This is a genomic window from Shewanella basaltis (assembly GCF_023283885.1).
Lineage (GTDB): Bacteria > Pseudomonadota > Gammaproteobacteria > Enterobacterales > Shewanellaceae > Shewanella > Shewanella basaltis.
In genome coordinates this window covers 1-26,078 of sequence record NZ_JAKILA010000028.1, presented here as the reverse complement: position 1 = coordinate 26,078, position 26,078 = coordinate 1, and the positions used below count along the sequence as shown (strand labels likewise).

General features: G+C 44.1%; 22 protein-coding genes. 15 read left to right on the top strand and 7 right to left on the bottom strand.

The genetic code is table 11. The annotated features are described in order from the left end of the window. Nucleotides 1-121 precede the first annotated feature (121 nt). Genes L2703_RS16955 through nqrF form a run of 6 tightly spaced genes read left to right on the top strand, consistent with a single transcriptional unit; the run spans nt 122 to nt 5,950 of the window. Nucleotides 122-1,501, top strand: coding sequence for a Na(+)-translocating NADH-quinone reductase subunit A (locus L2703_RS16955; RefSeq protein ID WP_248972252.1), 1,380 nt, complete (start codon nt 122-124; stop codon nt 1,499-1,501). After that, a complete protein-coding gene (locus tag L2703_RS16950) occupies nt 1,501-2,712 on the top strand; it encodes an NADH:ubiquinone reductase (Na(+)-transporting) subunit B (RefSeq protein WP_248972251.1) in 1,212 nt (403 codons plus the stop codon). The genes L2703_RS16955 and L2703_RS16950 overlap by 1 nt, the downstream gene beginning before the upstream one ends. Beyond that, on the top strand, nt 2,702-3,469 hold the full coding sequence (locus L2703_RS16945) for a Na(+)-translocating NADH-quinone reductase subunit C (protein ID WP_248972250.1): 768 nt from the start codon (nt 2,702-2,704) through the stop codon (nt 3,467-3,469). Before L2703_RS16950 ends, L2703_RS16945 begins: the two co-directional genes overlap by 11 nt. Continuing rightward, complete coding sequence (locus tag L2703_RS16940; RefSeq protein WP_248972249.1) at nt 3,470-4,090, top strand: NADH:ubiquinone reductase (Na(+)-transporting) subunit D; 621 nt, start codon at nt 3,470-3,472, stop codon at nt 4,088-4,090. It abuts the gene before it with no gap. Between the two features lie 9 nt (nt 4,091-4,099). Further along, on the top strand, nt 4,100-4,708 hold the full coding sequence (gene nqrE / locus L2703_RS16935) for an NADH:ubiquinone reductase (Na(+)-transporting) subunit E (RefSeq protein WP_248972248.1): 609 nt from the start codon (nt 4,100-4,102) through the stop codon (nt 4,706-4,708). A 24-nt stretch (nt 4,709-4,732) separates the two neighbouring features. After that, on the top strand, nt 4,733-5,950 hold the full coding sequence (gene nqrF, locus L2703_RS16930) for an NADH:ubiquinone reductase (Na(+)-transporting) subunit F (protein ID WP_248972247.1): 1,218 nt from the start codon (nt 4,733-4,735) through the stop codon (nt 5,948-5,950). A 272-nt stretch (nt 5,951-6,222) separates the two neighbouring features. Here nqrF and L2703_RS16925 read toward each other — a convergent pair whose 3' ends face one another. Together L2703_RS16925 and L2703_RS16920 are read right to left on the bottom strand one after the other, a co-directional pair. After that, the gene (locus L2703_RS16925) at nt 6,223-6,402 is read right to left on the bottom strand and encodes a helix-turn-helix domain-containing protein (protein ID WP_160053462.1); all 180 of its coding nucleotides are present in this window, start codon (nt 6,400-6,402) and stop codon (nt 6,223-6,225) included. Nucleotides 6,403-6,676: 274 nt separating this feature from the next. Then, complete coding sequence (locus tag L2703_RS16920; RefSeq protein WP_248972246.1) at nt 6,677-7,357, bottom strand: Rossmann-fold NAD(P)-binding domain-containing protein; 681 nt, start codon at nt 7,355-7,357, stop codon at nt 6,677-6,679. A gap of 177 nt (nt 7,358-7,534) precedes the next feature. Here L2703_RS16920 and L2703_RS16915 point away from each other — a divergent pair, with 177 nt between their 5' ends. Together L2703_RS16915 and L2703_RS16910 are read left to right on the top strand one after the other, a co-directional pair. Beyond that, complete coding sequence (locus L2703_RS16915; RefSeq protein WP_248972245.1) at nt 7,535-8,203, top strand: nitroreductase family protein; 669 nt, start codon at nt 7,535-7,537, stop codon at nt 8,201-8,203. Between the two features lie 614 nt (nt 8,204-8,817). Then, on the top strand, nt 8,818-9,204 hold the full coding sequence (locus L2703_RS16910) for a hypothetical protein (protein WP_248972244.1): 387 nt from the start codon (nt 8,818-8,820) through the stop codon (nt 9,202-9,204). 60 nt (nt 9,205-9,264) lie between these two features. On the opposite strand, the gene L2703_RS16905 is transcribed toward L2703_RS16910, so the two are convergent. Beyond that, a complete protein-coding gene (locus L2703_RS16905; protein WP_248972243.1) occupies nt 9,265-10,191 on the bottom strand; it encodes an LpxL/LpxP family Kdo(2)-lipid IV(A) lauroyl/palmitoleoyl acyltransferase in 927 nt (308 codons plus the stop codon). 105 nt (nt 10,192-10,296) lie between these two features. Here L2703_RS16905 and hldE point away from each other — a divergent pair, with 105 nt between their 5' ends. The 3 genes from hldE (at nt 10,297) to L2703_RS16890 (ending at nt 13,389) form a co-directional block, all read left to right on the top strand. Next, the gene (hldE, locus tag L2703_RS16900; protein ID WP_248972242.1) at nt 10,297-11,727 is read left to right on the top strand and encodes a bifunctional D-glycero-beta-D-manno-heptose-7-phosphate kinase/D-glycero-beta-D-manno-heptose 1-phosphate adenylyltransferase HldE; all 1,431 of its coding nucleotides are present in this window, start codon (nt 10,297-10,299) and stop codon (nt 11,725-11,727) included. A gap of 3 nt (nt 11,728-11,730) precedes the next feature. Continuing rightward, nucleotides 11,731-12,666 (top strand): hypothetical protein, encoded by a 936-nt coding sequence (locus L2703_RS16895; protein ID WP_248972241.1) that lies wholly within the window; start codon nt 11,731-11,733, stop codon nt 12,664-12,666. 249 nt (nt 12,667-12,915) lie between these two features. Continuing rightward, entirely contained in the window at nt 12,916-13,389 is a 474-nt protein-coding gene (locus L2703_RS16890) for a TetR/AcrR family transcriptional regulator (protein ID WP_248972240.1), read from the top strand. Nucleotides 13,390-13,646: 257 nt separating this feature from the next. Here L2703_RS16890 and L2703_RS16885 read toward each other — a convergent pair whose 3' ends face one another. The 4 genes from L2703_RS16885 to L2703_RS16870 form a co-directional block, all read right to left on the bottom strand. Then, nucleotides 13,647-14,345: a DUF3581 domain-containing protein gene (locus tag L2703_RS16885; protein WP_248972239.1), complete on the bottom strand. Its 699-nt coding sequence runs from the start codon at nt 14,343-14,345 to the stop codon at nt 13,647-13,649. A 242-nt stretch (nt 14,346-14,587) separates the two neighbouring features. Further along, complete coding sequence (locus L2703_RS16880) at nt 14,588-15,610, bottom strand: sensor domain-containing protein (RefSeq protein WP_248972238.1); 1,023 nt, start codon at nt 15,608-15,610, stop codon at nt 14,588-14,590. A 101-nt stretch (nt 15,611-15,711) separates the two neighbouring features. Further along, complete coding sequence (pntB, locus tag L2703_RS16875; RefSeq protein WP_248972237.1) at nt 15,712-17,196, bottom strand: Re/Si-specific NAD(P)(+) transhydrogenase subunit beta; 1,485 nt, start codon at nt 17,194-17,196, stop codon at nt 15,712-15,714. A gap of 11 nt (nt 17,197-17,207) precedes the next feature. Next, nucleotides 17,208-18,737: a Re/Si-specific NAD(P)(+) transhydrogenase subunit alpha gene (locus L2703_RS16870; protein WP_248972236.1), complete on the bottom strand. Its 1,530-nt coding sequence runs from the start codon at nt 18,735-18,737 to the stop codon at nt 17,208-17,210. 465 nt (nt 18,738-19,202) lie between these two features. Here L2703_RS16870 and L2703_RS16865 point away from each other — a divergent pair, with 465 nt between their 5' ends. The 4 genes from L2703_RS16865 (at nt 19,203) to L2703_RS16850 (ending at nt 25,974) form a co-directional block, all read left to right on the top strand. After that, nucleotides 19,203-20,993, top strand: a complete 1,791-nt coding sequence (locus tag L2703_RS16865; protein WP_248972235.1) for an assimilatory sulfite reductase (NADPH) flavoprotein subunit — start codon at nt 19,203-19,205, stop codon at nt 20,991-20,993. A 77-nt stretch (nt 20,994-21,070) separates the two neighbouring features. Next, on the top strand, nt 21,071-22,762 hold the full coding sequence (cysI, locus tag L2703_RS16860; protein ID WP_248972234.1) for an assimilatory sulfite reductase (NADPH) hemoprotein subunit: 1,692 nt from the start codon (nt 21,071-21,073) through the stop codon (nt 22,760-22,762). After that, the gene (locus L2703_RS16855; RefSeq protein WP_248972233.1) at nt 22,755-23,546 is read left to right on the top strand and encodes a phosphoadenylyl-sulfate reductase; all 792 of its coding nucleotides are present in this window, start codon (nt 22,755-22,757) and stop codon (nt 23,544-23,546) included. Before cysI ends, L2703_RS16855 begins: the two co-directional genes overlap by 8 nt. Before the next feature lie 703 nt (nt 23,547-24,249). Beyond that, nucleotides 24,250-25,974 carry a hypothetical protein gene (locus L2703_RS16850; RefSeq protein WP_248972232.1) on the top strand — a complete coding sequence of 575 codons (1,725 nt, stop codon included), beginning with the start codon at nt 24,250-24,252 and terminating at the stop codon, nt 25,972-25,974. The last annotated feature ends 104 nt before the right edge of the window (nt 25,975-26,078 follow it).

Below are 26,078 nucleotides of genomic sequence, written 5' to 3'. Positions count from 1 at the left end.
AATTTGTCATTAGGTGATGTTTCAAAATTACAGTCTGCACTGGGAGTGTGATCTTTGTTCATATATTAGCAGTTGCAAACATATACCATAAGCTATCGAAATTTTTTAGATGGTGAATGACATGTCTGGTGCTGCAAACCCAGTGATAACCATTAAACGGGGGCTAGATATCCCGATTGCTGGTGAACCACTACAGCAAATAGATGGCGCGCCAATGAGCTCCACGCAAGTGGCATTAATTGGTGAAGAATATGTTGGCCTAAAACCAACCATGATGGTTGAAGTAGGTGATCGTGTTAGCAAAGGCCAAACCTTATTTGAAGATAAAAAAACGCCCGGAGTGCGGTTTACGGCTCCTGCAAGTGGGGTTGTATCTGCAATTAATCGGGGTGAGCGCCGTGTTTTACAGTCAGTGGTGATTGACTGTGATCCCGAGCAAACGACGGCCACTGTAATACAGCCACAAGCATTAACAAGCTTAAGCCTTGAAAGCGTAAAACAAGCTTTGGTTGAAAGTGGTTTATGGACCGCGTTTAGAACGCGTCCGTTTTCACGGGTGCCTCAACTTGACGCCAGCCCTGCTGGGATTTTTGTGACGGCTATAGATACCAATCCATTAGCGGCAGACCCTCGGGTGGTGATTGCCACGCAACCGCAAGCATTTCAGGCGGGTTTGTATGTGTTAAGCATATTAACTGCCGGTAAAGTGTATTTATGCCAAGACGCAGGTGAGTCACTGCTTGAATCAAGCGAAGATTACGATTTATCTGCTATTAGTGTGCAGCGTTTTAGCGGAGTGCATCCTGCTGGTTTAGTTGGCACGCATATTCATTATTTATTGCCCGCAAGTATTGAGCGTCAGGTATGGCACCTGGGTTATCAAGACGTGATTGCGTTTGGCAAACTATTTTTAACGGGTGAGCTGTATACCGAACGCTACGTGGCAATTGCTGGCCCAAATGTATTAAAACCGCGTTTAGTGCGTACTCAGTTAGGCGCTAAGTTAAGCGAATGGGTCGGCGCCGAAATTGATCAGCGCCAATCACGCATTGTGTCTGGGTCGTTATTGTCAGGCCATACAGCGCAAGGTGTTTATGATTATCTTGGCCGTTTCCATAATCAAGTGAGCGTACTGACCGAGAATGACCGTCAAGCGGTGTTACCTTGGGTGCGTCATGACAGCAATAAGTTTTCGCTTACCGGCATCATGATGTCTGGCTTTAGCCGCACTAAAAAATTATTTGATTTTACCACTCATGCTGGGGGCTCACCTCGCGCCATGATGGCTTTTGGTCAGCTAGACCATGTTATGCCATTAGATATTTTACCCATCTTACTTGTACGTGATTTAGTGGTACGTGATACCGACGAAGCACAGCTGCTTGGCGCATTAGAGCTCGACGAAGAAGATTTAGCCCTATGTACTTTTGTGTGCCCAGGAAAATATGACTTTGGTAAAGAACTTCGTGCTTGCCTAGATATTATCGAGAGGGAAGGTTAATGAGTCAGCAACAGAAAAAGCCCAGCCAAGAGAGCTATTACGCTCATGGCGACTCGATGCGTAGCTTCTTGCGTTCGTTATGGATTGCCAATGGCCGTAGCACTAAAGGCCATGTGCATATTCGTGATGCCATTGATGTTAAACGCACCATGCACATTGTGGGCATGTGTTTATTCCCTGCCATGTTATTTGGTATGTACAACTTGGGCCTACAAGCTCAGGTGGCCATTATGGCCGGCGCTGCGCAACCAGAAGTATGGCAACTGGCCATTTATCACTTGCTGTTTGGCCCGTTAACGGAAAGCTCGGGCTTAATCAGTTTATTTGCCTATGGCGCCAGTTTTTATGTGCCTTTTTACCTCACGGCATTGGTGGTGAGCCTCGTGTGGGAGGTGGTATTTGCCAAAATACGCCGCCAAGAACTGCACGAAGGTTTTTTTGTTACCGCACTATTATTTTCGCTCATTTTGCCGATTTCGACACCATTATGGATTGTGGCATTGGGGCTGAGTTTCGGCGTGGTGGTGGCCAAAGAGATGTTTGGCGGCATGGGGTATAACTTTTTAAACCCTGCGTTGGCGGGTTATGCATTTATTTATTTTGCTTACCCAACTGAGGTGGTGGCATTAAGTCAGTTTGTGGCGGTAGATGGCTATTCTGGCGCAACCACCTTAAGCCTGACAGTGGCTAAAAAGCTCAGCTTTGTTGATACAACATGGTTTAGCGTGTTTAGCGACAGTACATGGTGGGATGCCTTTTTAGGTTTTACGCCTGGTTCTGTTGGTGAAACCAGCACCTTAGCGATTTTAATCGGTGGCGGTATTTTACTGCTGACGCGTGTTGCTGATTGGCGTGTAGTGGCTGGCGTGATGGTTGGGATGATCTTAACCGTAGTGCTGTTTAACTACTTTGGCTCAAGCAGAAACCCAATGTCAGCTATGCCGTGGACATGGCACCTAGTGACAGGTGGTTTTGCCTTAGGGATGATGTTTATGGCGACCGATCCGGTTACCGCGTCATACACCCGCACCGCCAAGTTTGCTTATGGTTTTATGATTGGTTTGATGACCATAGTCATTCGTTTACTCAATGCCAAAATGCCTGAAGGCATTATGTTAGCCATTTTGTTTACCAATTTATGGGCACCGTTGTTCGACTACTTAGTCGCTCAAGCCAATATCAAACGGAGACTAAAACGTCATGGCCTTTAAAAAAGATACCGTTACGGGAACGATGATATTTATTATCGTTTTAAGCTTAATTTGCTCGTTTATGATCACCGGTACCGCCGAGGTATTAAAAGAGCGTAAGCTGGCTAAAAAACGTGATGAAGTGAAGCAGTTTGTATTAAAAGCGGCTGGCATAGATATTAGCCAGGGTGACTTTAGCGATTTGTTTGCGCAGCGTGTTAAACCAAAAATGGTGAATTTGGCCAGCGGCCAAGTCACAGAAAAAGACAACTTGCTCGACTATGACGAGCGGATGGCCGCCATTAATCCTGAAACATCAACAAAGCCTAAAAAAGACATCGCCAAAATTAAAACCATGGCGACAGATATGCGTATTTTTGAGGTTTATGACACTCAGGGGCAGTTATCAAGCATTGTGATGCCGATTTACGGTAAAGGCTTGTGGTCGATTATTTATGGCTATATGGCGATTAAACCTGACCTTAACACCATAGAAAATATCGTGTTTTATGAGCACGGTGAAACCCCAGGGATTGCCGATTTTGTTACCGACCCACAATGGTTGGCGTTATGGCAGGGTAAAAAACTGTTTGATGCAAAAGGCAAAATGGCCATTAAAGTCATTAAGGGTGGCGCTAAAGAAGGTGATGTTCACGGTATCGATGGTGTCAGTGGTGCAACCCGTACCGGTGTAGGGATTCAGCGTCTAGTTGAGTTTTGGTTTGGCGTTGAAGGATATCAAACCTATCTACATGCGATTGCCGCGGAGGGTAAGTAAATGAGTAATAACACTTCTATTCGCGAGATTTTAACATCGCCAATATTTGAACATAATCCAGTGGCCATGCAAGTGCTTGGTGTGTGTTCGGCACTGGCGGTCAGTAACTCAATGCAAACGGCATTAGTAATGACCCTAGCCGTAACCTTTGTACTGGTGTTTTCTAATTTAATTATCTCCAGCATCCGCCACTTTATTCCTAACAGTGTGCGTATTATTGCGCAAATGACCGTGATTGCCTCATTGGTCATTATTGTTGATATGGTGCTGCAAGACGTTGCGTATGAACTGTCAAAGCAGTTATCTGTGTTTGTGAGTTTAATCATTACTAACTGCATCATCATGGGGCGTGCCGAAGCCTTTGCCATGAAGCATCCACCGCATTTAGCCTTAGTTGATGCCCTAGGTAATGCCTTAGGTTACGGCTTGATATTAATGGGCGTGGCTTTTATTCGTGAATTATTGGGCCGTGGCAGTTTATTTGGTCATGACATACTCACTACCATCGAAAACGGTGGTTGGTATTTAGCGAACGAAATGTTCACGTTACCGCCAAGTGCATTCTTTTTAATTGGCGTGATGATTTGGGCCATTAAAGTCGTTCAGCGTAAGCGCAGTTAAGGAGGCATCATGGAACACTATATTAATTTATTTATCCAGGCTGCATTTATCGACAACATGGCCCTGTCATTCTTCTTGGGCATGTGTACGTTTCTTGCGGTGTCTAAAAAGGTGTCTACCGCCTTTGGTTTAGGGATAGCCGTGATTGTGGTAATGGTGCTTGCGGTGCCATTAAATCAAATCATTTACGTCAATATTCTTGCCCCAGGAGCATTAGCCTGGGCTGGCTTTGCTGACCTGAATTTAAGCTACTTGCAGCTGATTACCTTTATTGGGGTGATCGCCGCACTAGTGCAAATTTTAGAAATGTTTTTAGACCGTTACATCCCGACTTTATACCAGTCACTGGGAATATTTTTACCGTTATTAACCGTAAACTGCGCCATTTTTGCTGGGGTCATTTTTATGGCTAACCGCGATTACGACTTAACCGAATCTGTGGTATTTGCTTCAGGTTCGGCTGTGGGTTGGGCGATGGCGATTGTATTACTTGCAGGCTTACGTGAGCGAATGAAGTTTCATGCTATTCCTGATGGTTTACAAGGTATTGGCATTACCTTTATTACCACAGGTTTGATGGCGCTTGGGTTTATGTCTTTTGCTGGCATCACGTTATAACGCATTGATAAGAAGGGCTATGTAATGGAAATGGCAATAGGTATAGGCATGTTTACTATTGTGGTATGCATGCTAGTAATGGTGATTTTACTCGCCAAACGTAAGTTGGTCAGCACCGAAGATGTCACAATTGGCATCAACGGTGACGCCACTAAAAGTGTAAGAACGCCTGCGGGTGACAAGTTGCTGGGTGCATTAGCAGGGCAACAAATTTTTATTCCTTCTGCCTGTGGCGGTGGCGGCACATGTGGCCAATGTCGGGTTAAAGTTAAATCGGGCGGTGGTGATATTTTGGCTACTGAGCTTGACCATATCACTAAAAAAGAAGCCAAAGAAGGTTGTCGTTTAGCGTGTCAGGTTGCGGTGCGTACCGACATGGAGCTTGAAGTTGACGAGGAAATATTTGGGGTTAAAAAATGGCAATGTGAGGTTATTTCAAACGATAACCAGGCGACATTCATTAAAGAATTGCTGTTAAAAATCCCCGATGGCGAAGAAGTGCTATTTAAAGCCGGTGGGTATATTCAAATTGAAGCGCCAGCTCATGAAGTGCGTTATGCCGACTTTGACATTCCTGAAGAGTATCGTGATGACTGGGTTAAATACGGTTTATTTGACCTGGTGTCTAAGGTGGATGAAGATGTTTTACGTGCTTACTCAATGGCAAACTATCCAGACGAAAAGGGCCGCATTATGCTTAACGTGCGTATAGCGACCCCGCCAAAAGAAGGCTTACCACCAGGTAAAATGTCGTCGTACATCTTTAATTTAAAGGCCGGCGACAAGGTGACTATTTCAGGGCCCTTTGGTGAGTTCTTTGTTAAAGACACCGACGCCGAAATGGTGTTTGTTGGCGGTGGTGCGGGTATGGCGCCAATGCGTTCGCACATTTTTAACCAATTAAAAAGTGTTAAAACTAAGCGTAAAATGAGCTTTTGGTATGGTGCTCGCTCAACCCGTGAAGTGTTTTATCAGCAAGATTTTGATCAGCTGGCCGCCGAAAACGATAACTTTGTGTGGCATGTTGCACTGTCTGATCCACTGCCAGAAGATAACTGGACGGGTTACACGGGCTTTATTCATAATGTGTTGTATGAGAACTACTTAAAACAGCATAAAGCGCCAGAGGATTGCGAGTTTTATATGTGCGGCCCGCCAATCATGAATGCCTCTGTTATCGCGATGCTAGAAAGTCTCGGTGTTGAGTCTGAAAACATTTTACTCGATGATTTTGGTGATTAACCTGAGCTCGGGATAAGGGATGAACTTATACTATTTAAAATCAACATGTTACCCATTTTCACTTTCAAGCTTGTCATTTGTTCTGCTAACAAGGCGAATTGACGCGTCAATAGCTAGCCTATTGTAAGTCGATTCAACGCAGTGAGCAGGGCAAAGGACTGTTTGAAAGGCATTTATTATCCCAGGCTCAGGTTGATTAATCTGCGCCACAAATAACAATCCCCAAGCGCGTTAAGTGCTTGGGGATTTTTTATGTTTCTGATAACACAGAACTAACCTAAACGTTCTGAAAAAGCCAAATAGCGCATTACTTCATCTTTATTAAAACTCAGCTCTTCACCGTTTTGCTCACTCGATAACAGATTCTCTCGAGCATAGCGTTTGATCGTTGTAGGACTTTTATCGAGTATTTTGCAGACTTCATCTAAAGTTAAATAATCATTGTCACTCATGCTTCTCTCCATCTAAACAACGGTTTGGTTGTAAGCGTTATGTAGTTAACCTCAGCTCTGGATAACAAACGCCTTTCAAGCAGTCCTTTGCCTTGCTCACTGCGTTGAATTAACTTGCAATAGGCTAGCTATTGACGCGTTAATTCGCCTTGTTAGCAAAACAAATTACAAGCTTGACAGTGGATTTTAGTCAATCTATTGATTTATATCGTTATCAATACATCTCTTATCCAGAGTTGAGGTTAGTTAACGGTTCTCAGTATAGAACAGATTGTTAATGATGTTGTTTATGCATCATTAAATTCGTGACTTTCTGTACCTTAGGTGCAATTTGAGAGGCCAGCGCCCTCTGGTACATTGACTCCGCAACCACTGAGGCGCTAATGGGTTTGTATTGCCTAAGAGGTCCAATAAACATCCATGATAAAGCGCTGAACAATGATTGCCCTATGCCTTCAAGTAAACGGTTATGTTGGCGATCGCCTAACAGTAAACTGGGTTGAAATATTGTTAACACAGGTAAGTGTAATCCGATAAGAACCTGCTCTACCTCGCCTTTAACTCGGTTATAAAAGAGGTTTGACTTGGCATTTGCTCCTTGGGCTGTGACCACCATAAACTTAAGTTTGGGATTGCGCTGTTGATGACATAAGGTTGCAAATGCAACAACGGCAAGTTTATCTACTTGTATGAATGCTTCTTCGCTTCCGGCTTGCTTAATGGTTGTGCCAAGGCAACAAAAAGCATGGTCGACCGTGTCTGTTAGGGTTAACTCATGTATTTCATCGATTTGGCAGGCAATAAATTGTACTTTTTCAGCCCCAAATTGATGATCTACCAGTGCGGGTGCTGAGCGGCCTAATACTATGACCTTACTGTACTGCTCACTTTCTATTAATAGACTGAGTAACGCATTACCGACTAAGCCAGTAGCTCCCATTATTGCTGCAATCATATAGTCCTTTATTACAGTTGAACAAAAAATAACTATGACATTGACTCTAATCTGTCGGAGGAATGCTTTCAACAAGAATATTTTGATAGCATTTTTGAGTGTGTTTGTTAGCTTATGATTTAACATTTTTAGCACCGATTGAATAGCTATGTGCGATTCAACACACAAGGACACACTATGACTGCGCATTTGCCTTTGACCGATTTTATAGAATACCCGCAAGATGAAATGCTTAAACGCGCACAAGACAACTACCAGCAAGTCAAACGACGCCATTCGATAAGATCATTTTCTGATCGCGCAGTCCCTCAAGCAATTATTGAGCAGTGCATCTTGGCCGCTGGCACCGCCCCTAACGGCGCTAACCACCAACCTTGGCATTTTGTGGCGATTAGTCGTCCTGAGATAAAAGCACAAATTCGCCAGCAAGCGGAGGCATTAGAGCAAGCTTTTTATGCTGGTCGTGCTGGTGAAGAGTGGTTAACTGCTTTAAAACCGTTGGGCACAGATGCGAATAAACCGTATTTAGAGCACGCGCCCTGGTTGATTGCGGTGTTTAGTCAAAAACGCAGTGAGGATGAGGGTGAACAAAAAACCAATTACTATGTGCATGAGTCTGTCGGAATAGCGACCGGTTTTTTAATTCAGGCATTGCATTATGCAGGACTTGCTACTTTAACTCATACGCCCAAGCCAATGAGTTTTTTGAGTAAAGTATGTGGCCGAGACAATGACAATGAGCGCCCCTACATGCTCATTATTGCTGGTTACCCTGCTGCTGAAGCCACCATTCCACAGCATGCGACGGATAAAAAGCCATTGCATGACATATGTGATTTTTTGTAAGGGAAATCTATAGCGCCTGCTGAACTTTTACGTTTTTTGCTGCCAATGGTTGGCCATTATTTATATACAAGTGTGCGACAGAGAGGTTGATGTGTTGTTTTTATCACACCTTGATAAATAAAAATGGTCAAAAGCGCTACCTGAAAGGTTCGGGTAAAAACAGGTTACTTTTTGTTGGCTGATGTTTTGTAAATAAAGAGTGGTAAGTGCAATTCATACTTTCGGTGGTTATACCATTGCGCGTTAGTAAGTGATCTCTTTGCGAGAATTTAAAAGGGCTTAAACAAGGCGAATGACTGAATGAATAGTGATTCTCTTTCGAAGTCATGCAACGCAGTGTAAGCCCTTTTAACACTCGCCAAAAAGGAATGCCCCAGCCGCTTTTGCTTTACGTTCTCGCTATTTGAAAGGGAACAACCATGACTACATAGCGACGCCTTAATCAAAAACCGCTGGACGCATTCTGAGTAGTCACTTATTAATGCGCAATGGTATTAATACCCCATTTATAGATGGATTGTTATGCAGGGGATTATGTTGATCATTAAGTTGATATATTATTGCCATATTGATGATATTTTACGCGACAACAATATGTATTAAAGGGAGTTAATATGAAACTATCAAGTGCGGTGTTAGTGTGTGGTTTAGGTGGCATGATGTCAATGTTAGCCGAGGCCGACAACCAAGATGTCCAGTCGACTCAAGGGCAACTTGTTGAGCTGTCGATTACACACCATGAGGATTCAATTGGGTTAAGTTGCCTACCCAAAACAGAAGCTGCCAGTGTCACAGCCGATTGGGTTGTTGAGTGTAATCGTTTAGCCTATGACTATCTTAGTGCGAAATCTGCCGAAGGGGTCGAGTTTACGCGCCAAATTAATCCTAAGCCCTTTGGCATGGCAGCAGATTTTATCGCGACCAATTTAATGCAAAACCCAGCAGGGTTTAAAGCGTCCCATATATCACAAGAGTTTGAGTTTGCTACTAAAAAGACCTAAATACAGATGGGCTTGTTGTGCATACTATTAACGCGCCTAAGGGCGCGTTAATAGTAAAGATTACTTATACAATGACGGCGAGCCTTTAATTGGGCGTGTTTTAAAGCGGCGATGTAACCACATGTATTGGTTGCGGTTGCGATTAATTAATTGCTCAACAATTTGATTACCACGAATAGCATCATCGGTTTCGTTGTCGCCAGGGAAGTTGTCAAGAGCGGGCATAATTTCGAGATTATAGCCGGTGTCATCGGCGTTACGCTCAACAAAGAAAGGCAACACGTTAGCTTTGCCTAAACGGGCAAGCGAGGTAGCACCGGTAATGGTTGCCGCGTCTGGTACGGCAAAAAACGGGATAAACACCGCACTTGAGCGGCCAAAATCTTGATCGGCGGTGTACCAGATAACATCGGGATTACGCAAACTGCGGATCATTTGGCGGACATCGCGTTTAGGTACTAGGCCTTTATTAGAGCGCAAGCGGCCTTTTACTTGTAAATACTCCATGACTGGATTGTTATGGGGGCGATAAACGCCAATACCGGGGGCAAATTGGCCAAAAATACGTGCGCCCATTTCCAATGGTAAGCAATGCACGGCAAATAAAATCACCCCTTTGCCACTGTCTAAACTGTTACTGACATGCTCTGTGCCTTTTATGGTCATGTGTTTTTGAACACGCTCGTTTGACCACCACCACGCATTAATGGTGTCAAATAATGCTTTGCCAGTTTCCTCAAAGGTATTGTCAAGAAGTTGCTGTTTGTCTGTGTCGCTCATGTCAGGAAAACACAAATCAATATTGCGACGAGCGGTGTGCACACGACCTTTTGCAAATATTTTAACTAAACGGCCAATATTTGTGCCCATTTTCATTTGCCAACGCAAGGGCAGTAATAGTGTTGTGCGCATTAATAATACGCCAAACCACATCGGCCAATGTTTAGGATGGTATAAATTAGAAGAAAATTCGGCTTTTTCGACCACAGCTCACTCGTCTTGTTCACAAAAATTATTTGTTATTCTAACTCATTATTCTGATGAAAATTAGGTACAATTGCGGTTAAATTTTTGCAACACAGTGAATACACAATGAAGGTTTCTCTGCCAGCGTTTGAAAACGCGCGTATTTTAGTGATTGGGGATGTCATGTTGGATCGCTATTGGGTGGGTCCAACTGGACGCATTTCTCCCGAAGCGCCAGTGCCTGTTGTTAAAATTAATCAAATTGAAGATAGGCCCGGTGGCGCTGCCAACGTGGCATTAAATATTGCAGCTTTGGGCGGGCATGTTCATTTAGCTGGGCTTGTGGGACAAGACGAAACCGCACAGGCGCTAACACAAGCTGTTAAAGTGTTTGGGGTTGAGCCGCAATGGCTGAGTGTTGCAGATAAACCGACGATTACAAAATTACGAGTGTTGTCGCGCAACCAACAATTAATCCGTTTGGATTTTGAGGAGTCGTTCGACAAAGCCAGCAGCCAAGCATTGTTTGCCCAAAGTGAAGCCATGCTAGATAAGGTTGATGTGTTAGTGCTGTCTGACTACGCTAAAGGCGCGATTAACGAACCCAAAGACGTTATTGCCAAAGCTCGTGCCAAAGGGGTGACTGTATTGGTTGACCCTAAAGGCCATGACTTTTCACGTTATCACGGTGCGTCGCTTATCACGCCTAATATGAGCGAATTTGAAGCGGTTGTCGGTAGCGTAACCAGTGAGTCTGATTTAATCGAAAAAGCGCAGGCTTTAATTAAGCAACACGACTTTAACGCCATTCTAGTGACACGGTCTGAAAAAGGCATGACCTTAGTGTCCAAAGACCAGCCTGAATTGCATATTCCTACTGTTGCCCGTGAAGTGTATGACGTCACGGGGGCGGGAGATACGGTGATTTCTGCATTAGCCACTTCAATTGCCGCAGGGGCTAATTTGGCGCAAGCCTGTGCAATAGCCAATACTGCAGCAGGTGTGGTTGTGGGTAAGTTAGGCACGTCAACGGTTAGCCGTATTGAGCTTATTCAAGCATTGGCGCTCAATCATGGCGAGTCAGGTTTTGGTGTGATGACTGAAGATCAGTTAGCTTATGCCATGGAGCAAGCGCGTTTACGTGGTGAGCGTATTGTGATGACCAATGGCTGCTTTGATATTTTACATGCAGGTCATGTGAGTTATTTACAGCAAGCAAAAGCATTAGGTGACCGTTTAATTGTGGCGGTTAACAGTGATGAGTCTGTGACTCGTTTAAAAGGCCCTGGTCGCCCAGTCAATCCGGTTGACCGCCGTATGGCTGTATTGGCAGGTTTAGCCTCGGTCGATTGGGTGGTGCCTTTTACGGAAGATACCCCACAACGGATAATTGCCCGTTTATTACCTGACGCCTTGGTGAAAGGGGGCGATTATAAAGTTGAAGATATTGCTGGTGGTGCAGAAGTGATTGCAGCAGGTGGCAAGGTTGAGGTGCTAGGGTTTGAGGAAGGGGTATCAACCACAGCGATAATCCAAAATATTATGTCGAAAAAATAAGTCATGGTTAAACACTGGCAATGGTTATTCCTCGGCCTTATCGGTTACTGCTCAAGCGTTGCCAGTGAAACCTTATCGACAACTACCGCATCATCAACTGTGCCTAACGATGTTGTCACTGTGTTGTCTCATTCTCAGGGGCGCTTTACCGATATTGGTATCAAGCGAGCATTAATTTGTCATTTGCCTCAATTAACCACTTGTTTACAGCTATTACCGCAGCGCCTACAGCAACAGCGTGGGTTTTCGCCGCAAGCCATCCGGCGCGCGATAGGCTATAAAAGTGCGATGGTGTTGTCGGCAGATGATGATGTTATTGCGGGTATTATTGTGGTAAATCCAACGAAAGATGTGCTGGTACAAAGTGGCTCTATCGGATTAACAACCTATCAACTGCCGTTAGTGCAACAGGCGCAATTAACGCTTTGGCATGAAATTGGCCATTTACACAATATTCGTCTACAAAACAAGCTATTACCAGGGGCATTAACTGAGTATCAGCATGAGTGGTTAGCGGACTTATATTTATTGTGGCAAATTGCACAGCATTATTCAGATTTGGATCTTGCTTGGCAGCAGTTTCATCGTCGTAATCTGGCGTTAATTAATGATAGTGATAATTTGTCTCACTGGAGCTCTCCTCAGTTACAAGTCGTTTTAACTCACTACAATGTGACACAATTACAGGATTTTATTCTGTATGATGATTTTATCGCTGCGGTATTTCCGTTAATGCCTTCATGGTCGTCACGAGATATGGCTGAGTTTTCAAGTTTGGTACAGCGCACCTTTGGTGCTGGCGTTGTACAACCTTTGCCTGGGTATATGTTTTGGCGTCAACCTAAGTTGATCGAGGTGCTTTTACCTACGCTGGAACAGCTGATGGGTAAAGCGCCCGCACAGCACTGGCTTCAAAATCAATTCAGTACCGTTGAGTAATTTGTAACGCTTTGTAACTCAAATAAATCACCGTCATTTTTTACCGTACGACAACCAATTGTCAGACAATTTCTATAACCTTTGATTTTCAAGGGGTAAACCATTCGTTATCGCGATAATATTCTGTTTTACTGTGACTTTCTGGATATTGTACGGTTAAAAATGTTGTAAATTTGCTGATTCTTAGCAGAATTTTCTAGTTTGGTCTGTTAAGCTCTTGCTCCAAAAATAATTAGAGAGACCAAGTTTATGGCCAAGCGTTCACGCGTTGAAACTGAGTTAACCGTCAACCAAATTTTAGATGAAGCCTTTAAACAAATCCTCACGATTGGTTTTGAAGCCATGTCTTATACCACTCTTTCTGCTGCGACAGGAGTAAGTCGAACGGGTATTAGTCATCACTTTCCACGAAAAACAGAGTTTTTAGTGCGTTTAGATGAGCGCATTGGGCAGTTTTTTATTGAAGGTGTAGATTTTTCTTCGCTCGAGTCTTTACAGCAATCTTGGGTTGCATTGATGCAACATCCAGAGCGCAAAGCCGTGTTAAAACTATTTTTTAGTTTGTGCGGTAATGTAGATGACAGTGTTAAAACACTTAAATCACTCAACTTAGTAAGAGAGACCGCTGAGCGTCATCTTGCTATGGCTGGGAGCCAATGTGTTGAGCAACTGATTGGGCACAGTGCATTAGCACTGCTACAAGAGGGGCAGTCGGCGTCATAGGCAAGCAATCGTAGAGCATAAAACATAAAATTTGACTACTAAGTCATTTTACCTTGTAAGTAACACTCCGGAGTTTAAATTGGCGCTATGATCAATAAAACAACGGACTATCATTACCCATACCGTAAGCATCAAACTTTATGCTAAATGGTGCAGATTAATGATATTCACGCGAGCTGCGCAATAATGCGTTGCTCGCGTTTTTATTATCCCCAATCAACTTGAACATACGTGTTCAGGTTGTTTGGGGGTATTCATTACGCTTGTTTTCTGCTTTCATAAGCGTCACACAATAATTGTGCTTTTTCATCGTCATATTCACGAAGACCGCTCAATACCAATGTTTTTACACCACTGCCTATTACCTTGCCTTCGCTTTGAAGTTCAAAGGTGAGGGTGACATCACCCCGTTTGCCATTAATGGCGAGGGTTTGGTCAACAAGGTGCAGGCTCATGGTGCTAAAGTCAAAGTGGTCAAGGTGAAACGACATGCTTTCGTAAATCACCAATGGACGATCTGGATTAATCATCACTTGATGTTGCTTCATCATTGGCATTAATACGTGGATAAAATTAAGCCCCGAAAAAGCCACGTAGCTTTTAATAAATGCGGCGGTTTGTACATCGCACTTGCATACTTCACCCTGACGTTCAATATGCAGATATTCTTTCCCTTTGGTGTCGCAAATGCTGAACTTGCTGGTAACGCTTTTATCTAAATGCAGTTCAACATTATCACCTACCATGCCAGCAAATTTAAATTGCATGTTTTGGCTTAACCCGTATTCGGTTAATACTAATGCAAACAGTAAATCGCCGGGTACACAAAAGCGTTTGGCTCCTACGTCATGTATCGGGTTGAAGTCTTCAGCCACTTTTTTGGCAAAGTCACTTGCCTGCTGGGCAGAGATAAAAACACTTTGATCTTGCTTAGTAAAATAAGGTGATAAAAACATAAAGAATTATTCTTATTGGTCAGTTGCTTGCTTTCTCAGCACAGCCGTTTGTTACAGATTATGCAGCAATAAACATGCTTTTGGGCAGCAATATATTAATAAAATGTTTAATTGCACGAGAGTTTACTTTAAAACGTCAAATAAACTCACCCGATGACTATGGCTTGCGTGTGTTGTTAAGGTTAATGTTGTCGTGATATTGGTCATTGGTATGCGTTAGTTGAAATTGGCCTCGTGGGTCGTTACCAAAACAAGACATTGTGTTTGCCGTGTTTTTTGACGCTGTACATGGCTTTGTCTGCTTGCTCGCACACATTGGCAAACTCATCGAGTTCGTCGAATAAACTGATGCCTATGCTTAATCCAATGCGAATGGTTTCGCCTTCAAGTTGGATAGGTTGTCGGTATAAGGCCAGTAATGTGTTTGCCATTTCAGTGAGCCGTTCAACCTGGTTACATTGAGTTAAAATAACAAACTCATCACCACCAAAGCGTGCCACATGAAAGCGATATTGCTCCGTAGTGGCATCGGTTGGTGCAAAAAACTGTTGGCATAAACGGGTTAACGCTTTGGCAATATGGATCAGTAAACTGTCGCCATAACGATGACCTAAATGGTCGTTGATGATTTTAAAGCCATCAAGGTCGATAAAGCATAATGCACCAAGGTGGTGTTTTTTTTGTTGTTGTTTTTCTTGCTCAAAGGCGTTGACTAGCGCGGTACGATTGAGCAAGTTAGTGAGCGGGTCGCGGTGAGCCAATTTGGCTAAATCTGCTTCGTAACGCTTTTCTTTGGTGACATCTATGTGTGTCCCCATAATACGCAATGGCTTGCCATTGATATCGTATTCAATGATCCGGCCACGGTCTGATACCCATGCCACAGAACCATCTTTGTGGATCATCCGGTGCACAGCCTCGTAGGTTTCAGACTTGCCCGCAATGTGATTGTCGAATGCTTCAATTACCCAGTCTTTGTCTTCAGGGTGCAGGTTGTTTTTCCAGCTGCTGATATGGGCCGGGAGCTCTTGGCGGGTGAAACCAAGTAAATGTCCCCATTGCTGATTAAAAATGGTTAGGTTGCCACTGGGTATATGTTGCTCCCACAGGCACAGCCCTGTACCGTCAAGTGCGGCATTGAGTTGCTCGTTAATGCGCTTGTTTACTAAGGTAAGATGGCTATTCTCACGCTCTAGTTGTTTAATCTTGAGCTTACATTGCTCAAGTTCAAGCTGCTGTGGGGTTTTATTATCCTGCAATGCCATCAATAACCATTAATCCTTTAAAGTCACTTTATTTAGTTTAACTAACTTTTAACTAAAAAAATACCAGCGAATACGCTGGTATTTTTTACGCTAGTGATGGACTACAGTGCTTTTAAAATCGCTTCTACGCTGTCTTTGGCATCGCCAAACAGCATTTGGGTATTGTCTTTAAAAAACAATGGGTTTTGTACACCGGCATAACCTGTGTTCATTGAGCGTTTAAAACCAATGACGTTTTGCGCTTTCCACACTTCAAGTACTGGCATACCGGCGATGGGGCTATTTGGATCTTCCATCGCTGCAGGGTTAACTGTATCGTTGGCGCCAATCACTAATACTGTGTCAGTGTCGCTAAAGTCTTCGTTGATTTCGTCCATTTCGAGCACGATATCGTAAGGCACTTTTGCTTCTGCTAGCAGTACGTTCATGTGGCCAGGTAAGCGCCCGGCAACAGGGTGAATACCAAAGCGAACCTTAATGCCTAATGCACGTAACTTTTTAGTGATTTCTGCAACAGGATATTGCGCTTGCGCAACTGCCATTCCGTAGCCCGGTGTGATGATGACTGAGTCTGATGCTTTTAGCATTTCAGCGACATCTTCAGCACTGGTTTCACGGTATTCGCCAACCGTATCATCGCCCGATGCGGCAGCGCTGTCGTTACCAAAACCACCTGCAATGACTGAAATAAACGAGCGGTTCATTGCTTTACACATAATGTAAGACAGAATCGCACCCGATGAGCCCACTAGTGCGCCGACCACAATCAGTAAGTCATTTGACAGCATAAAGCCTGCTGCTGCAGCTGCCCAACCTGAATATGAGTTCAGCATTGACACCACTACAGGCATATCTGCACCGCCAATTGAAGCCACTAAATGCCAGCCAAATGCGAAGGCAATTAAGGTCATCAATATGAGTGGCGTGATTGCGCCGCCAGCTTGAACAAACATCACCATTAAAATGAATGATACCACTACCGCTAGCAAGTTAAGCTTATGGCGATGGGGTAACATTAACGCTTTTGATGAAATAAGCCCGCGTAACTTAGCAAAGGCTACAATCGAACCGGTAAAGGTGACTGCGCCAATAAACACGCCTAAGAACACTTCAACTAGGTGAATGTTGAGCATTGCACCAGTTAAGTGCTCGGCTTGTTGCGCTTGATTGGCTTCAACAAAGGCAGCCTTTGCGGTTGCGAGCGTCGTGTTCAGGTCTTGCCCTAATACCACTACGATTTCAGACACTTGTTGTGGATGTATATCAATAAAGCTATTAAAGCCTACTAATACGGCAGCTAATCCCACAAAACTGTGCAAAATAGCGACAAGCTCTGGCATTTCAGTCATTTCAACTTTTAATGCTAAGCGGATACCTATTGCACCACCAATGACCATGGCAAGAATAATCCATTCTACGCCACTTGTAGCAGGATTGAGTATGGTGGCTGCCAGCGCAATCGCCATACCAATAATGCCAAATAAATTACCGTTTTTAGCCGTTTCTTGTTTTGATAACCCAGCTAGGCTGAGAATAAAAAATACCGCGGCAACGATATAAGATGCTGTAACCAGTCCTTGAGACACGATATTACCCCTTAATCTTTACGGAACATCTTCAGCATACGCTGAGTGACGGTAAAGCCACCAAAGATGTTAATACTGGCGATAAGCACCGCAACAAACGCAAGTGCAGTAACAAGGGCAGAGCCTTGGCCTATCTGCAATAGCGCCCCTACCACAATAATGCCTGAAATCGCGTTAGTGACCGACATCAGTGGTGTGTGTAACGCATGAGAGACATTCCAGACCACGTAGTAGCCGACAACGCACGACAAAATAAACACGGTAAAGTGTGATAAAAACTCCGCTGGCGCGACAGAGGCTACCGCGGCAAAGCCGGCAATCCCGAGCGCTCCTAGGATGTACTTAAGTTTTGACGGTGCTTTTTCTACTTTTTCGGCTTTAGGTTCGGCGCTGGCAGCAGGTTTTGCTGGCGCGGCTGATACTGAAATGGCTGGTGGCGGGAAGGTAATTTCGCCACCGCGCGTCACGGTCATGTTGCGCATTACCACGTCATTAAAGTCGAGCACTGCATTGCCGTCTTTGGCCTTACACATTAACTTCATCAAGTTAACAAGGTTAGTGCCATACAGTTGTGATGACTGTGCCGGTAAACGCCCTGGAAGGTCGGTATAACCTAATACCTTAACGCCATTATCGGTAATAAAGCGCTCACCGCTGACGGTGTATTCACAGTTACCGCCGGTTGCTGCGGCTAAATCGACAATGACTGACCCCGGTTTCATGGTGTCGACCATGTCTTTGGTAATAAGCTTTGGTGCAGGGCGACCCGGAATTAACGCAGTCGTAATGATAATGTCGACTTCTTTGGCTTGCTCGGCAAATAACGCCATTTCAGCAGCGATAAATTCATCACTCATGACTTTAGCGTAGCCGTCAGATGAACCGCCTTCTTTGTTTTCAAACTCAAGTTTTAAGAAGCTGCCGCCCATAGATTCAATTTGCTCAGCCACTTCTAAGCGAGTATCAAACGCGCGAACGATAGCGCCTAAAGAGCCTGCCGTACCGATAGCAGCAAGACCTGCTACACCTGCGCCAATAACAAGCACTTTGGCTGGAGGCACTTTACCTGCTGCAGTAATTTGGCCAGTAAAAAAGCGCCCAAATTCATGTGCGGCCTCAACAACTGCACGGTAACCGCCAATATTGGCCATTGACGATAATGCATCTAGCGATTGAGCGCGCGAAATGCGCGGCACCATGTCCATTGCCATCACAGTAATATTTTGACGTGAAAGTTTTTCAACTAGCTCTGGGTTTTGTGCTGGCCAGATAAAACTGACTAACGTAGTGCCCGATTTCATTTTTGCAATTTCTTCATCGGACGGTGCATTCACTTTAAAAATAAAGTCTGCTTGATATACATCGTTGACAACATCTGCCCCAGCAGCTTCAAATGCGGCATTATCAAAGCTTGACTTAACACCTGCCTGTGCTTCGACTGCCACACTAAAGCCGAGTTTTTTTAGTTGTACCACAGTGGCCGGAGTCGCAGCGACTCGGGTTTCACCTTCGATACTTTCTCTCGGTATTCCAATCTGCATGACTGTTTCCTGGTGGTTAATAAAAAGACTGCCTATTGCTTTCCCCATCAATAGGCCATTCCGTTAGAGTATTACTTGCTTCACATGAGCACCTAGAGGGTAGAAAAAGTGCAGCATATGGCCATTGAAGTCGGGTAAACTATTTAATCAATGGCATTGCTATGACATAGCGATATCATATACATATGTCGTTTTACTCAGAGAACAATCAACTTGATAGTTTTTCATTAGTTAATTGGACCTCCTAGCTTGCGACATGAGGCGTGTTCGGTACAAGAGCCTAAGGGCTAATTACTTGGTTTTAAATAGAGGTAATTTTAAAACTTTTAACTCCGCCACACTTTTGTAGCTTAAATAATCGTCTTTGCATATTCCTAAATGGAATAAAAAATTATCTTTTATTCTTTTTTGGATTTTAAACCTAGTAGTAAGCTAGTTCACATTACACTGTTATAAGGCCGTCTTATGTTGTTAAAAGAACTTTCAGCGCTAGCATCGCCATTGTCTCAAGGGCAAGTCGACAAGCTAAAACAATTCACATCAGAATTATCGTCTGTGCAACTTGCATGGGTTAGTGGTTATTTGGCAGCAAGTGCGAGTCAGGGCCAAACAGCAGGGGCGCCAGTTGCAGAAACATCTGCGGCACAAACAGTGACCATTTTATATGGCAGCCAAACAGGCAATGGCCGTGGTGTTGCACAGGCACTTGCAGCCAAAGCACAGGCACAAGGGTATACGGTTAACCTTACGTCAATGGGCGAGTACAATGTACGTCAATTAAAGCAAGAAACGCTGCTATTACTTGTTGTGAGTACCCATGGCGAAGGTGAAGCGCCCGATGACGCGATTGAGTTACATAAGTTTTTGGCCTCAAAGCGTGCGCCTAAATTAGAAAACTTACACTATTCGGTATTGGCGTTAGGTGACTCAAGCTACGAGTTTTTCTGCCAAACCGGTAAAGATTTTGATGCGCGTTTAAGTGCATTAGGTGCCAAAGCATTATTACCTTTAGTGGAATGTGATGTTGACTACGAAGATGCCGCTGCACAATGGCAAGACAGCGTAATAGAAGCTGCTAAGCCTCATATTCAAACCTCAAGTGCTAGCGTTACTGCTATCGGCACGACCGCAACCGCAGGTCAAAGCCAATACACCAAGCAAAACCCATACAGCGCTGAAGTGCTGGTGAGTCAAAAAATTACCGGCCGTGATTCTGACCGTGATGTACGTCATGTTGAAATTGATTTAGGCGAATCAGGGCTAACCTATCAAGTCGGTGATGCATTAGGTGTGTGGTTTAGTAACAACGAAGCCTTAGTTGATGAAGTGATCAGCGGCCTTGGTTTAGACGCTGATGAAACAGTGACAGTATCAAAAGAGTCTTATTCATTAAAAGCGGCATTAACTGATAAAAAAGAATTAACTCAGTTATATCCAGGCCTTGTTAAATCTTGGGCTGAATTGAGTGGCAGTGCTGAACTGGCCGCCATTTGTGAAGACAAAGAGCAAACCAGACAATTTATTTTATCCAATCAGTTAGCTGACTTAATTGCAGCTTACCCTGCCAACGTCAGTGCAACGCAGCTTGTTGAGATGCTGCGCCCATTAACACCACGCCTGTATTCTATTGCCTCTAGCCAAGCAGAGGTTGAATCTGAAGTGCATTTAACCGTGGCATTGGTTGAAGATGAACGTCAAGGTCATGCTCGTTTTGGCGGCGCATCGCACTTTTTAGCGTCGGCAGAAGAAGGTCAGCAGGTTAATGTTTATGTTGAACCTAATAATCATTTCCGTTTACCAGAAAATCCACAAACCCCAGTGATTATGGTAGGCCCAGGTACGGGTGTGGCGCCATTTCGCGCCTTTATGCAGCAACGTGTTGCAGACGGTGTGTCGGGTAACAGCTGGTTGTTCTTTGGTAATCCGCATTTTGAGCAAGACTTTTTATACCAAGTTGAGTGGCAGCAGTATCTTAAAAATGGCGACTTATCGCGCCTAGATGTCGCATTCTCACGCGATCAAGCTCATAAAGTGTATGTGCAACATCGCATTGCTGAACAAGCCGAAACCTTGTGGCAGTGGTTACAAAATGGCGCCCATGTGTACATCTGTGGTGATGCAGAGCGCATGGCAAAAGATGTACACCAAGCATTAGTGAATATTGCGGTTGAACAAGGTGGCTTAAGCGCTGATGACGCCGAAGCATACTTTGAAACACTACGTAGCGAAAAACGCTATCAAAAAGACGTGTACTAAATTCGACCCGGTTGTGAGTTTACTATCGCAACCCAATCGCACTAATGAATTGAACAGAATTGAGAGAGGCGCAGGCCATGAGTGAGCAAAAGTTAGCAGTAAACGAATATTTAAAAATAGACAGTGATTATTTGCGCGGCAGCATCCAGGAAGGGTTAGATACCCAGGTGACGGGATCGTTTAGTGATGGCGATCAGCAGTTAATTAAATTCCACGGATTTTACCAGCAAGATGACCGTGATTTACGTAACGAGCGTAAAGAGCAAAAGCTAGAGCCATTACATAGCTTTATGCTACGTGCTCGTGTACCTGGTGGTATTTGTACTCCACAGCAATGGTTAGAGGTTGATAAAATTTCATCTACGCTCACCACGTCAAACAGCATTCGTTTAACGACGCGTCAAACGTTTCAGTACCACGGTATTCCTAAGCGTAATCTAAAAACCTTGATCCAGGGTCTTGATCGCGCCGCACTAGACTCTATTGCCGCTTGTGGTGACGTAAACCGTAATGTGATGTGTAACCCAAACCCAGTTGAGTCAAAGCTGCATGCACAAGCCTACGCGGTTGCTAAGCATTTATCTGATCACCTGTTACCGCACACCCGCGCCTATGCTGAAATTTGGTTAGATGAAGAAAAGCTATTAGGCACCGAAACCGTAGAGCCGGTTTATGGCCAAACCTATTTGCCACGTAAGTTTAAAATGGCTGTTGCGGTGCCGCCTGATAATGACGTAGATGTTTACACTAACGATCTTGGCTTTATTGCCGTTGCAGAAGAAGGCGAATTAGTTGGCTTTAACTTAGTGGCTGGCGGCGGCATGGGGTCAACCCACGGTGAAGTTGAAACCTTTCCACGTTTAGCGGATGACTTTGGTTTTATTAAAACTGAAGATGTCACCAAGTTTGCAGAAGCCGTCATGACCGTTCAACGTGACTGGGGTAACCGTGTTGTGCGCAAGCGTGCGCGTTTAAAATACACCATTGTTGACCACGGCTATGAGGCGTTTAAAGCAGAGGTAGAGAAACGTGCTGGGGTTAAATTTGAGCCTAAGCGTGACGTGATCATTGGCGATCGCGGTGATCGTTATGGTTGGGTTGAAGGTATCGATAATAAGTGGCATTTAACCTTATTTATTGAAAGTGGCCGCATTAAAGACATGCCAGGTCAAACCTTGCAAACGGGTTTACGTGAAATTGCCAAAATTCATAAAGGCGATTTCCGCATGACCTCTAATCAAAATATGATTATTGCAGGTGTGGCTGCAGAAGATAAAGCTGAAATTGAAGGGTTAGCCCGTAAACATGGTTTATTGGGGCAAGTATTAAGTGGTACTCGCGGCCATTCTATTGCCTGTGTGGCGTTACCAACGTGCCCATTGGCCATGGCTGAAGCTGAGCGTTATTTCCCTGAGTTTATCGATCATATTGATGCGCTACAGGCAAAACACGGCATTAGCGAGCAATCTATTGTGGTGCGCATGACGGGTTGTCCAAACGGCTGTGCTCGTCCATTTGCTGCTGAAATTGGCTTAGTAGGTAAAGCACCTGGACGTTATAACTTGTATTTAGGCGCCAGCTTTGAAGGCACGCGTTTAAATAAAATGCACAAAGAAAACATTCAAGAAGCTGAAATTTTAGCTGAATTGGATGCCTTGTTTGGCCGCTACGCTGCAGAGCGTGATGCTGGCGAAACCTTTGGTAACTTCACAGTGCGAATTGGCGTTGTGAAGGCGGTTAATGACGCCGCTAAGGATTTTCATGCCTAATGAAGTGGTAACGACTGTATCAACTGATGCGGCCGTCAATCATAGTGTGACACCCGCTCAATTGCAGGCGCTGTTATCAGCGCCTAAAGCTGAGCAAACCGCAGCATTGGAAAACATTAACCAGTTTTTGGCGGGGTTAACGGCGCAGCAGCGAGTGGCTTGGGGCTTGGCCTATTTGCCAGGTGCACATGCGTTATCGTCAAGTTTTGGGATCCAAGGCGCGGTGATGTTACACATGGTGACGCAAGCGCAAAGCGATATTCCGGTTATTTTAACCGACACTGGCTATTTGTTTCCTGAAACTTACCAGTTTATTGACCAGTTAACCGAGCGCTTAAACCTCAACCTTAAAGTCTACCAGGCTGAGCAAACTCAGGCGTGGCAAGAAGCCCGTTTTGGTAAGCTGTGGGAGCAGGGCATTGATGGTTTAGAAAAATATAACCGCATCAACAAAGTTGAACCTATGCAGCGTGCATTAGCTGAATTGAATGTCGGCACCTGGTTTGCGGGGTTGCGTCGTAGCCAGTCGAGCACACGTGAGGCGTTGCCTATATTGGCTATCAGTGGTAAACGCTTTAAGTTGCTGCCCATCATTGAGTGGAGCAATAAAGATGTGCACATGTATTTAACTGAGCATGACTTGCCTTACCATCCGTTATGGGAGCAAGGTTATGTGTCGGTCGGTGATACCCACTCTAGCAAGCCGCTTGAGTTAGGGATGACTGAAGAAGAAACCCGTTTTAATGGCTTAAAGCGCGAGTGTGGGTTGCACTTTGATATTTAAACGAGGTAACAGCCTCAGTTTGTGATCTTTTCTCGTCTGTTATGAATGCCATCCTGATGTATTTTAGGGTGGCATTTTTATGTGTAATGGCATCTCATTCAAAAGTCTGAATTTTATCGATTCTATTAGCGCTTGGCGCACATTGCTATTTGTTAAAGATGAGAATTAATCAGGCGTTGCCCTGAGTTGAGCTAAGATGGCGTGGCGACCTAGCGAAATAGCCAACCACAAATAGGTTAAATTTTATTTAAATTTCATGCAGCGATGCCGATAATAGTCTAAATTAATACGTTCCCGTAGACGGTTTTTGTGGACGTTTTGGGGTTGTTTTTGCAATCCACGTACCTTCAAAAGCTTCGCTCGCATCCTCGAGCACGTTGATTGGCTTGTTAGCGTAATAAGTAATCAATTGAGTTAATCCCGATAACCCTGATGTACATGGGTTATCGGGTAACGTGTTAATACCTTCACTTACTTACCTTCACTTTCTTATGTCATCATTTAGTTTTTCCGCCTACCGTCTAATTTAGTTGTTATTATTTTGTTTATTTTTTTGTTGTCGAGCCTCTGCAGATGCTAAATGACTTAATTAATGCTAGATTAATCCGCTGTTTATCGGTGTAATTGATAATTCGTACTTAAAAATTTTAACGCTAACTCATTTCAAGGAAGAGTTACCAGACATATAAATTGGAGTTTATAGATGAATAAAATGGCAATTGCTGCTGTAGTATTAGCCGTCGGTGCTGGTGGATATTTACTGACACAACAAGGTGCATCAGTGGGTACAAGTGACCCCATGCTGGATTACATCCCCGCAGACACATTGGCGTTTTCTGGACAGTTAGCGCCATTCCCACTAAAAGACTATCTGTATAGCATTGCGGGTAATTATCAGGCTCAAGGTTTGGATGAGTTACTGCAAATTGACGACAGCTCAAGCCCACAAGAGCGTTTCTTTGTAAGCTTGTATAAGCAATACATGACATTGCTGCCTACTCCGGATGCATTGCTGAGCACTTATGGTTTAGCCGATTCGATAAAAAGCTATTTCTACACACTCGGTGCATTACCTGTCATGAAAACTCAGCTCAGTAATCCTGCTGCATTTTGGTTAGAGCTTGACCGTGCCGAGCAAGAAAGCGGTTTAGTTCATACCAAGGGTAACGCTGGTGGCAGTGAATATCGCGCCTATGCACTAACCGATGCTGATGATAAAGAACAAATCAATCTTATTTTTGCTGAAAAGCAAGGATGGTTAACGGTTACATTAAACACCTCAGTTAATGATGTGGCGCTGCTTGAAACTGCACTGGGCGAGAAAAAAGTCGATAATCCACTCAGTGGTACCACGATGTTGCAAGATATCGCGAGCGCACATGGTTTTATGCAAGACAGCATTAGCTTTATTAACCATGTTGAACTAGTTAAAGGGCTAACCACCACAGACGGCAACATGCTTGCTAAACAAATTAGCAAAATGGCTGAGATACAAGGCGAAGATCCACTGGCTGAGTTTAAAACGCCGACTTGCCAAACCGAGTTTGCTGCAATTGCTGCCAATTGGCCTCGCACTGTAATGGGGCTTAACAGTTATTCGATTAGCCGTGCAGAAAGCACTATTGATGCTGCTGTTGTCGTTGAAAGTAATAATCAGGTGATTCTGTCTGCGTTGAACAAAATGCGCGGCTTTATTCCATCGTTTAATAATAACGACCACGAAAACATTTTATCGCTAGGTTTAGGCATGGATGTTAATCAATTAGCGCCAGCGTTAAATGAAATATGGAAAGACTTACAAACGCCATCTTATCAGTGCGAAGCCCTTGCGCAACTGCAAGGTGAGTTAGATGACTTAAACCCAGCAATGGTCGGTATGATGACCGGCATGGCCAATGGCGTTAAAGGCATGAGTGTCACCTTGGCAGACTATAAGTTAGCCGAAACCAATGGTGAGCCCAGCTTTGAGAAGCTTGATGCGTTAATCAGTATTTCGGCTGAAAAACCGATGATGTTAATTGATATGGCTAAACCATTCTTCCCGCCTTTGGCGAGTGTTGATCTTAAAGACAATGGCGATCCTGTTGATATTACGCCAATGTTAATGTTGCCGCCTGAGTATGGTGTCAGCGCAAAAATGGCGATAAAAGGTAATCACCTCGTCGTTTACACGGGCGACAGAGGCACTGAGCTGGCTGATGGTCTTTATAAGCAAACATTAGACGCCAATGGTTTCTTTGATTTTGCAGTTGATTATCAAAAAATGTTTATGCCATTAGTCGACATGATTGAAATGAGCGGTGAGCCAATGCCAGCAGAATTATCGGCATTAAAAGATTATGACATGCGGTTAAACATGTCTGTCGATTTTACTGAAAAAGGTATTGTAATTGGCTCTAAAGTGAACAGTAAAGCCAGTACTAAGTAACCTGAGCTCGGGATAATAAATGCCTTTCAAACAGTCCTTTGCCCTGCTCACTGCGTTGAATCGACTTACAATAGGCTAGCTATTGACGCGTCAATTCGCCTTGT

Excerpts from the sequence above, each read along its gene's own strand:
- L2703_RS16885 (WP_248972239.1), bottom strand. The coding sequence starts at position 14,345 with ATGTTTTTATCACCTTATTTTACTAAGCAAGATCAAAGTGTTTTTATC.
- L2703_RS16880 (WP_248972238.1), bottom strand. The coding sequence starts at position 15,610 with ATGGCATTGCAGGATAATAAAACCCCACAGCAGCTTGAACTTGAGCAA.
- L2703_RS16915 (WP_248972245.1), top strand. The coding sequence starts at position 7,535 with ATGACTGCGCATTTGCCTTTGACCGATTTTATAGAATACCCGCAAGAT.
- L2703_RS16895 (WP_248972241.1), top strand. The coding sequence starts at position 11,731 with ATGGTTAAACACTGGCAATGGTTATTCCTCGGCCTTATCGGTTACTGC.
- hldE (WP_248972242.1), top strand. The coding sequence starts at position 10,297 with ATGAAGGTTTCTCTGCCAGCGTTTGAAAACGCGCGTATTTTAGTGATT.
- L2703_RS16850 (WP_248972232.1), top strand. The coding sequence starts at position 24,250 with ATGAATAAAATGGCAATTGCTGCTGTAGTATTAGCCGTCGGTGCTGGT.
- L2703_RS16925 (WP_160053462.1), bottom strand. The coding sequence starts at position 6,402 with ATGAGTGACAATGATTATTTAACTTTAGATGAAGTCTGCAAAATACTC.
- L2703_RS16910 (WP_248972244.1), top strand. The coding sequence starts at position 8,818 with ATGAAACTATCAAGTGCGGTGTTAGTGTGTGGTTTAGGTGGCATGATG.
- L2703_RS16855 (WP_248972233.1), top strand. The coding sequence starts at position 22,755 with ATGCCTAATGAAGTGGTAACGACTGTATCAACTGATGCGGCCGTCAAT.
- L2703_RS16945 (WP_248972250.1), top strand. The coding sequence starts at position 2,702 with ATGGCCTTTAAAAAAGATACCGTTACGGGAACGATGATATTTATTATC.
- L2703_RS16870 (WP_248972236.1), bottom strand. The coding sequence starts at position 18,737 with ATGCAGATTGGAATACCGAGAGAAAGTATCGAAGGTGAAACCCGAGTC.
- nqrE (WP_248972248.1), top strand. The coding sequence starts at position 4,100 with ATGGAACACTATATTAATTTATTTATCCAGGCTGCATTTATCGACAAC.
- L2703_RS16955 (WP_248972252.1), top strand. The coding sequence starts at position 122 with ATGTCTGGTGCTGCAAACCCAGTGATAACCATTAAACGGGGGCTAGAT.
- cysI (WP_248972234.1), top strand. The coding sequence starts at position 21,071 with ATGAGTGAGCAAAAGTTAGCAGTAAACGAATATTTAAAAATAGACAGT.
- L2703_RS16920 (WP_248972246.1), bottom strand. The coding sequence starts at position 7,357 with ATGATTGCAGCAATAATGGGAGCTACTGGCTTAGTCGGTAATGCGTTA.
- L2703_RS16890 (WP_248972240.1), top strand. The coding sequence starts at position 12,916 with ATGGCCAAGCGTTCACGCGTTGAAACTGAGTTAACCGTCAACCAAATT.
- L2703_RS16865 (WP_248972235.1), top strand. The coding sequence starts at position 19,203 with ATGTTGTTAAAAGAACTTTCAGCGCTAGCATCGCCATTGTCTCAAGGG.
- L2703_RS16950 (WP_248972251.1), top strand. The coding sequence starts at position 1,501 with ATGAGTCAGCAACAGAAAAAGCCCAGCCAAGAGAGCTATTACGCTCAT.
- nqrF (WP_248972247.1), top strand. The coding sequence starts at position 4,733 with ATGGAAATGGCAATAGGTATAGGCATGTTTACTATTGTGGTATGCATG.
- L2703_RS16940 (WP_248972249.1), top strand. The coding sequence starts at position 3,470 with ATGAGTAATAACACTTCTATTCGCGAGATTTTAACATCGCCAATATTT.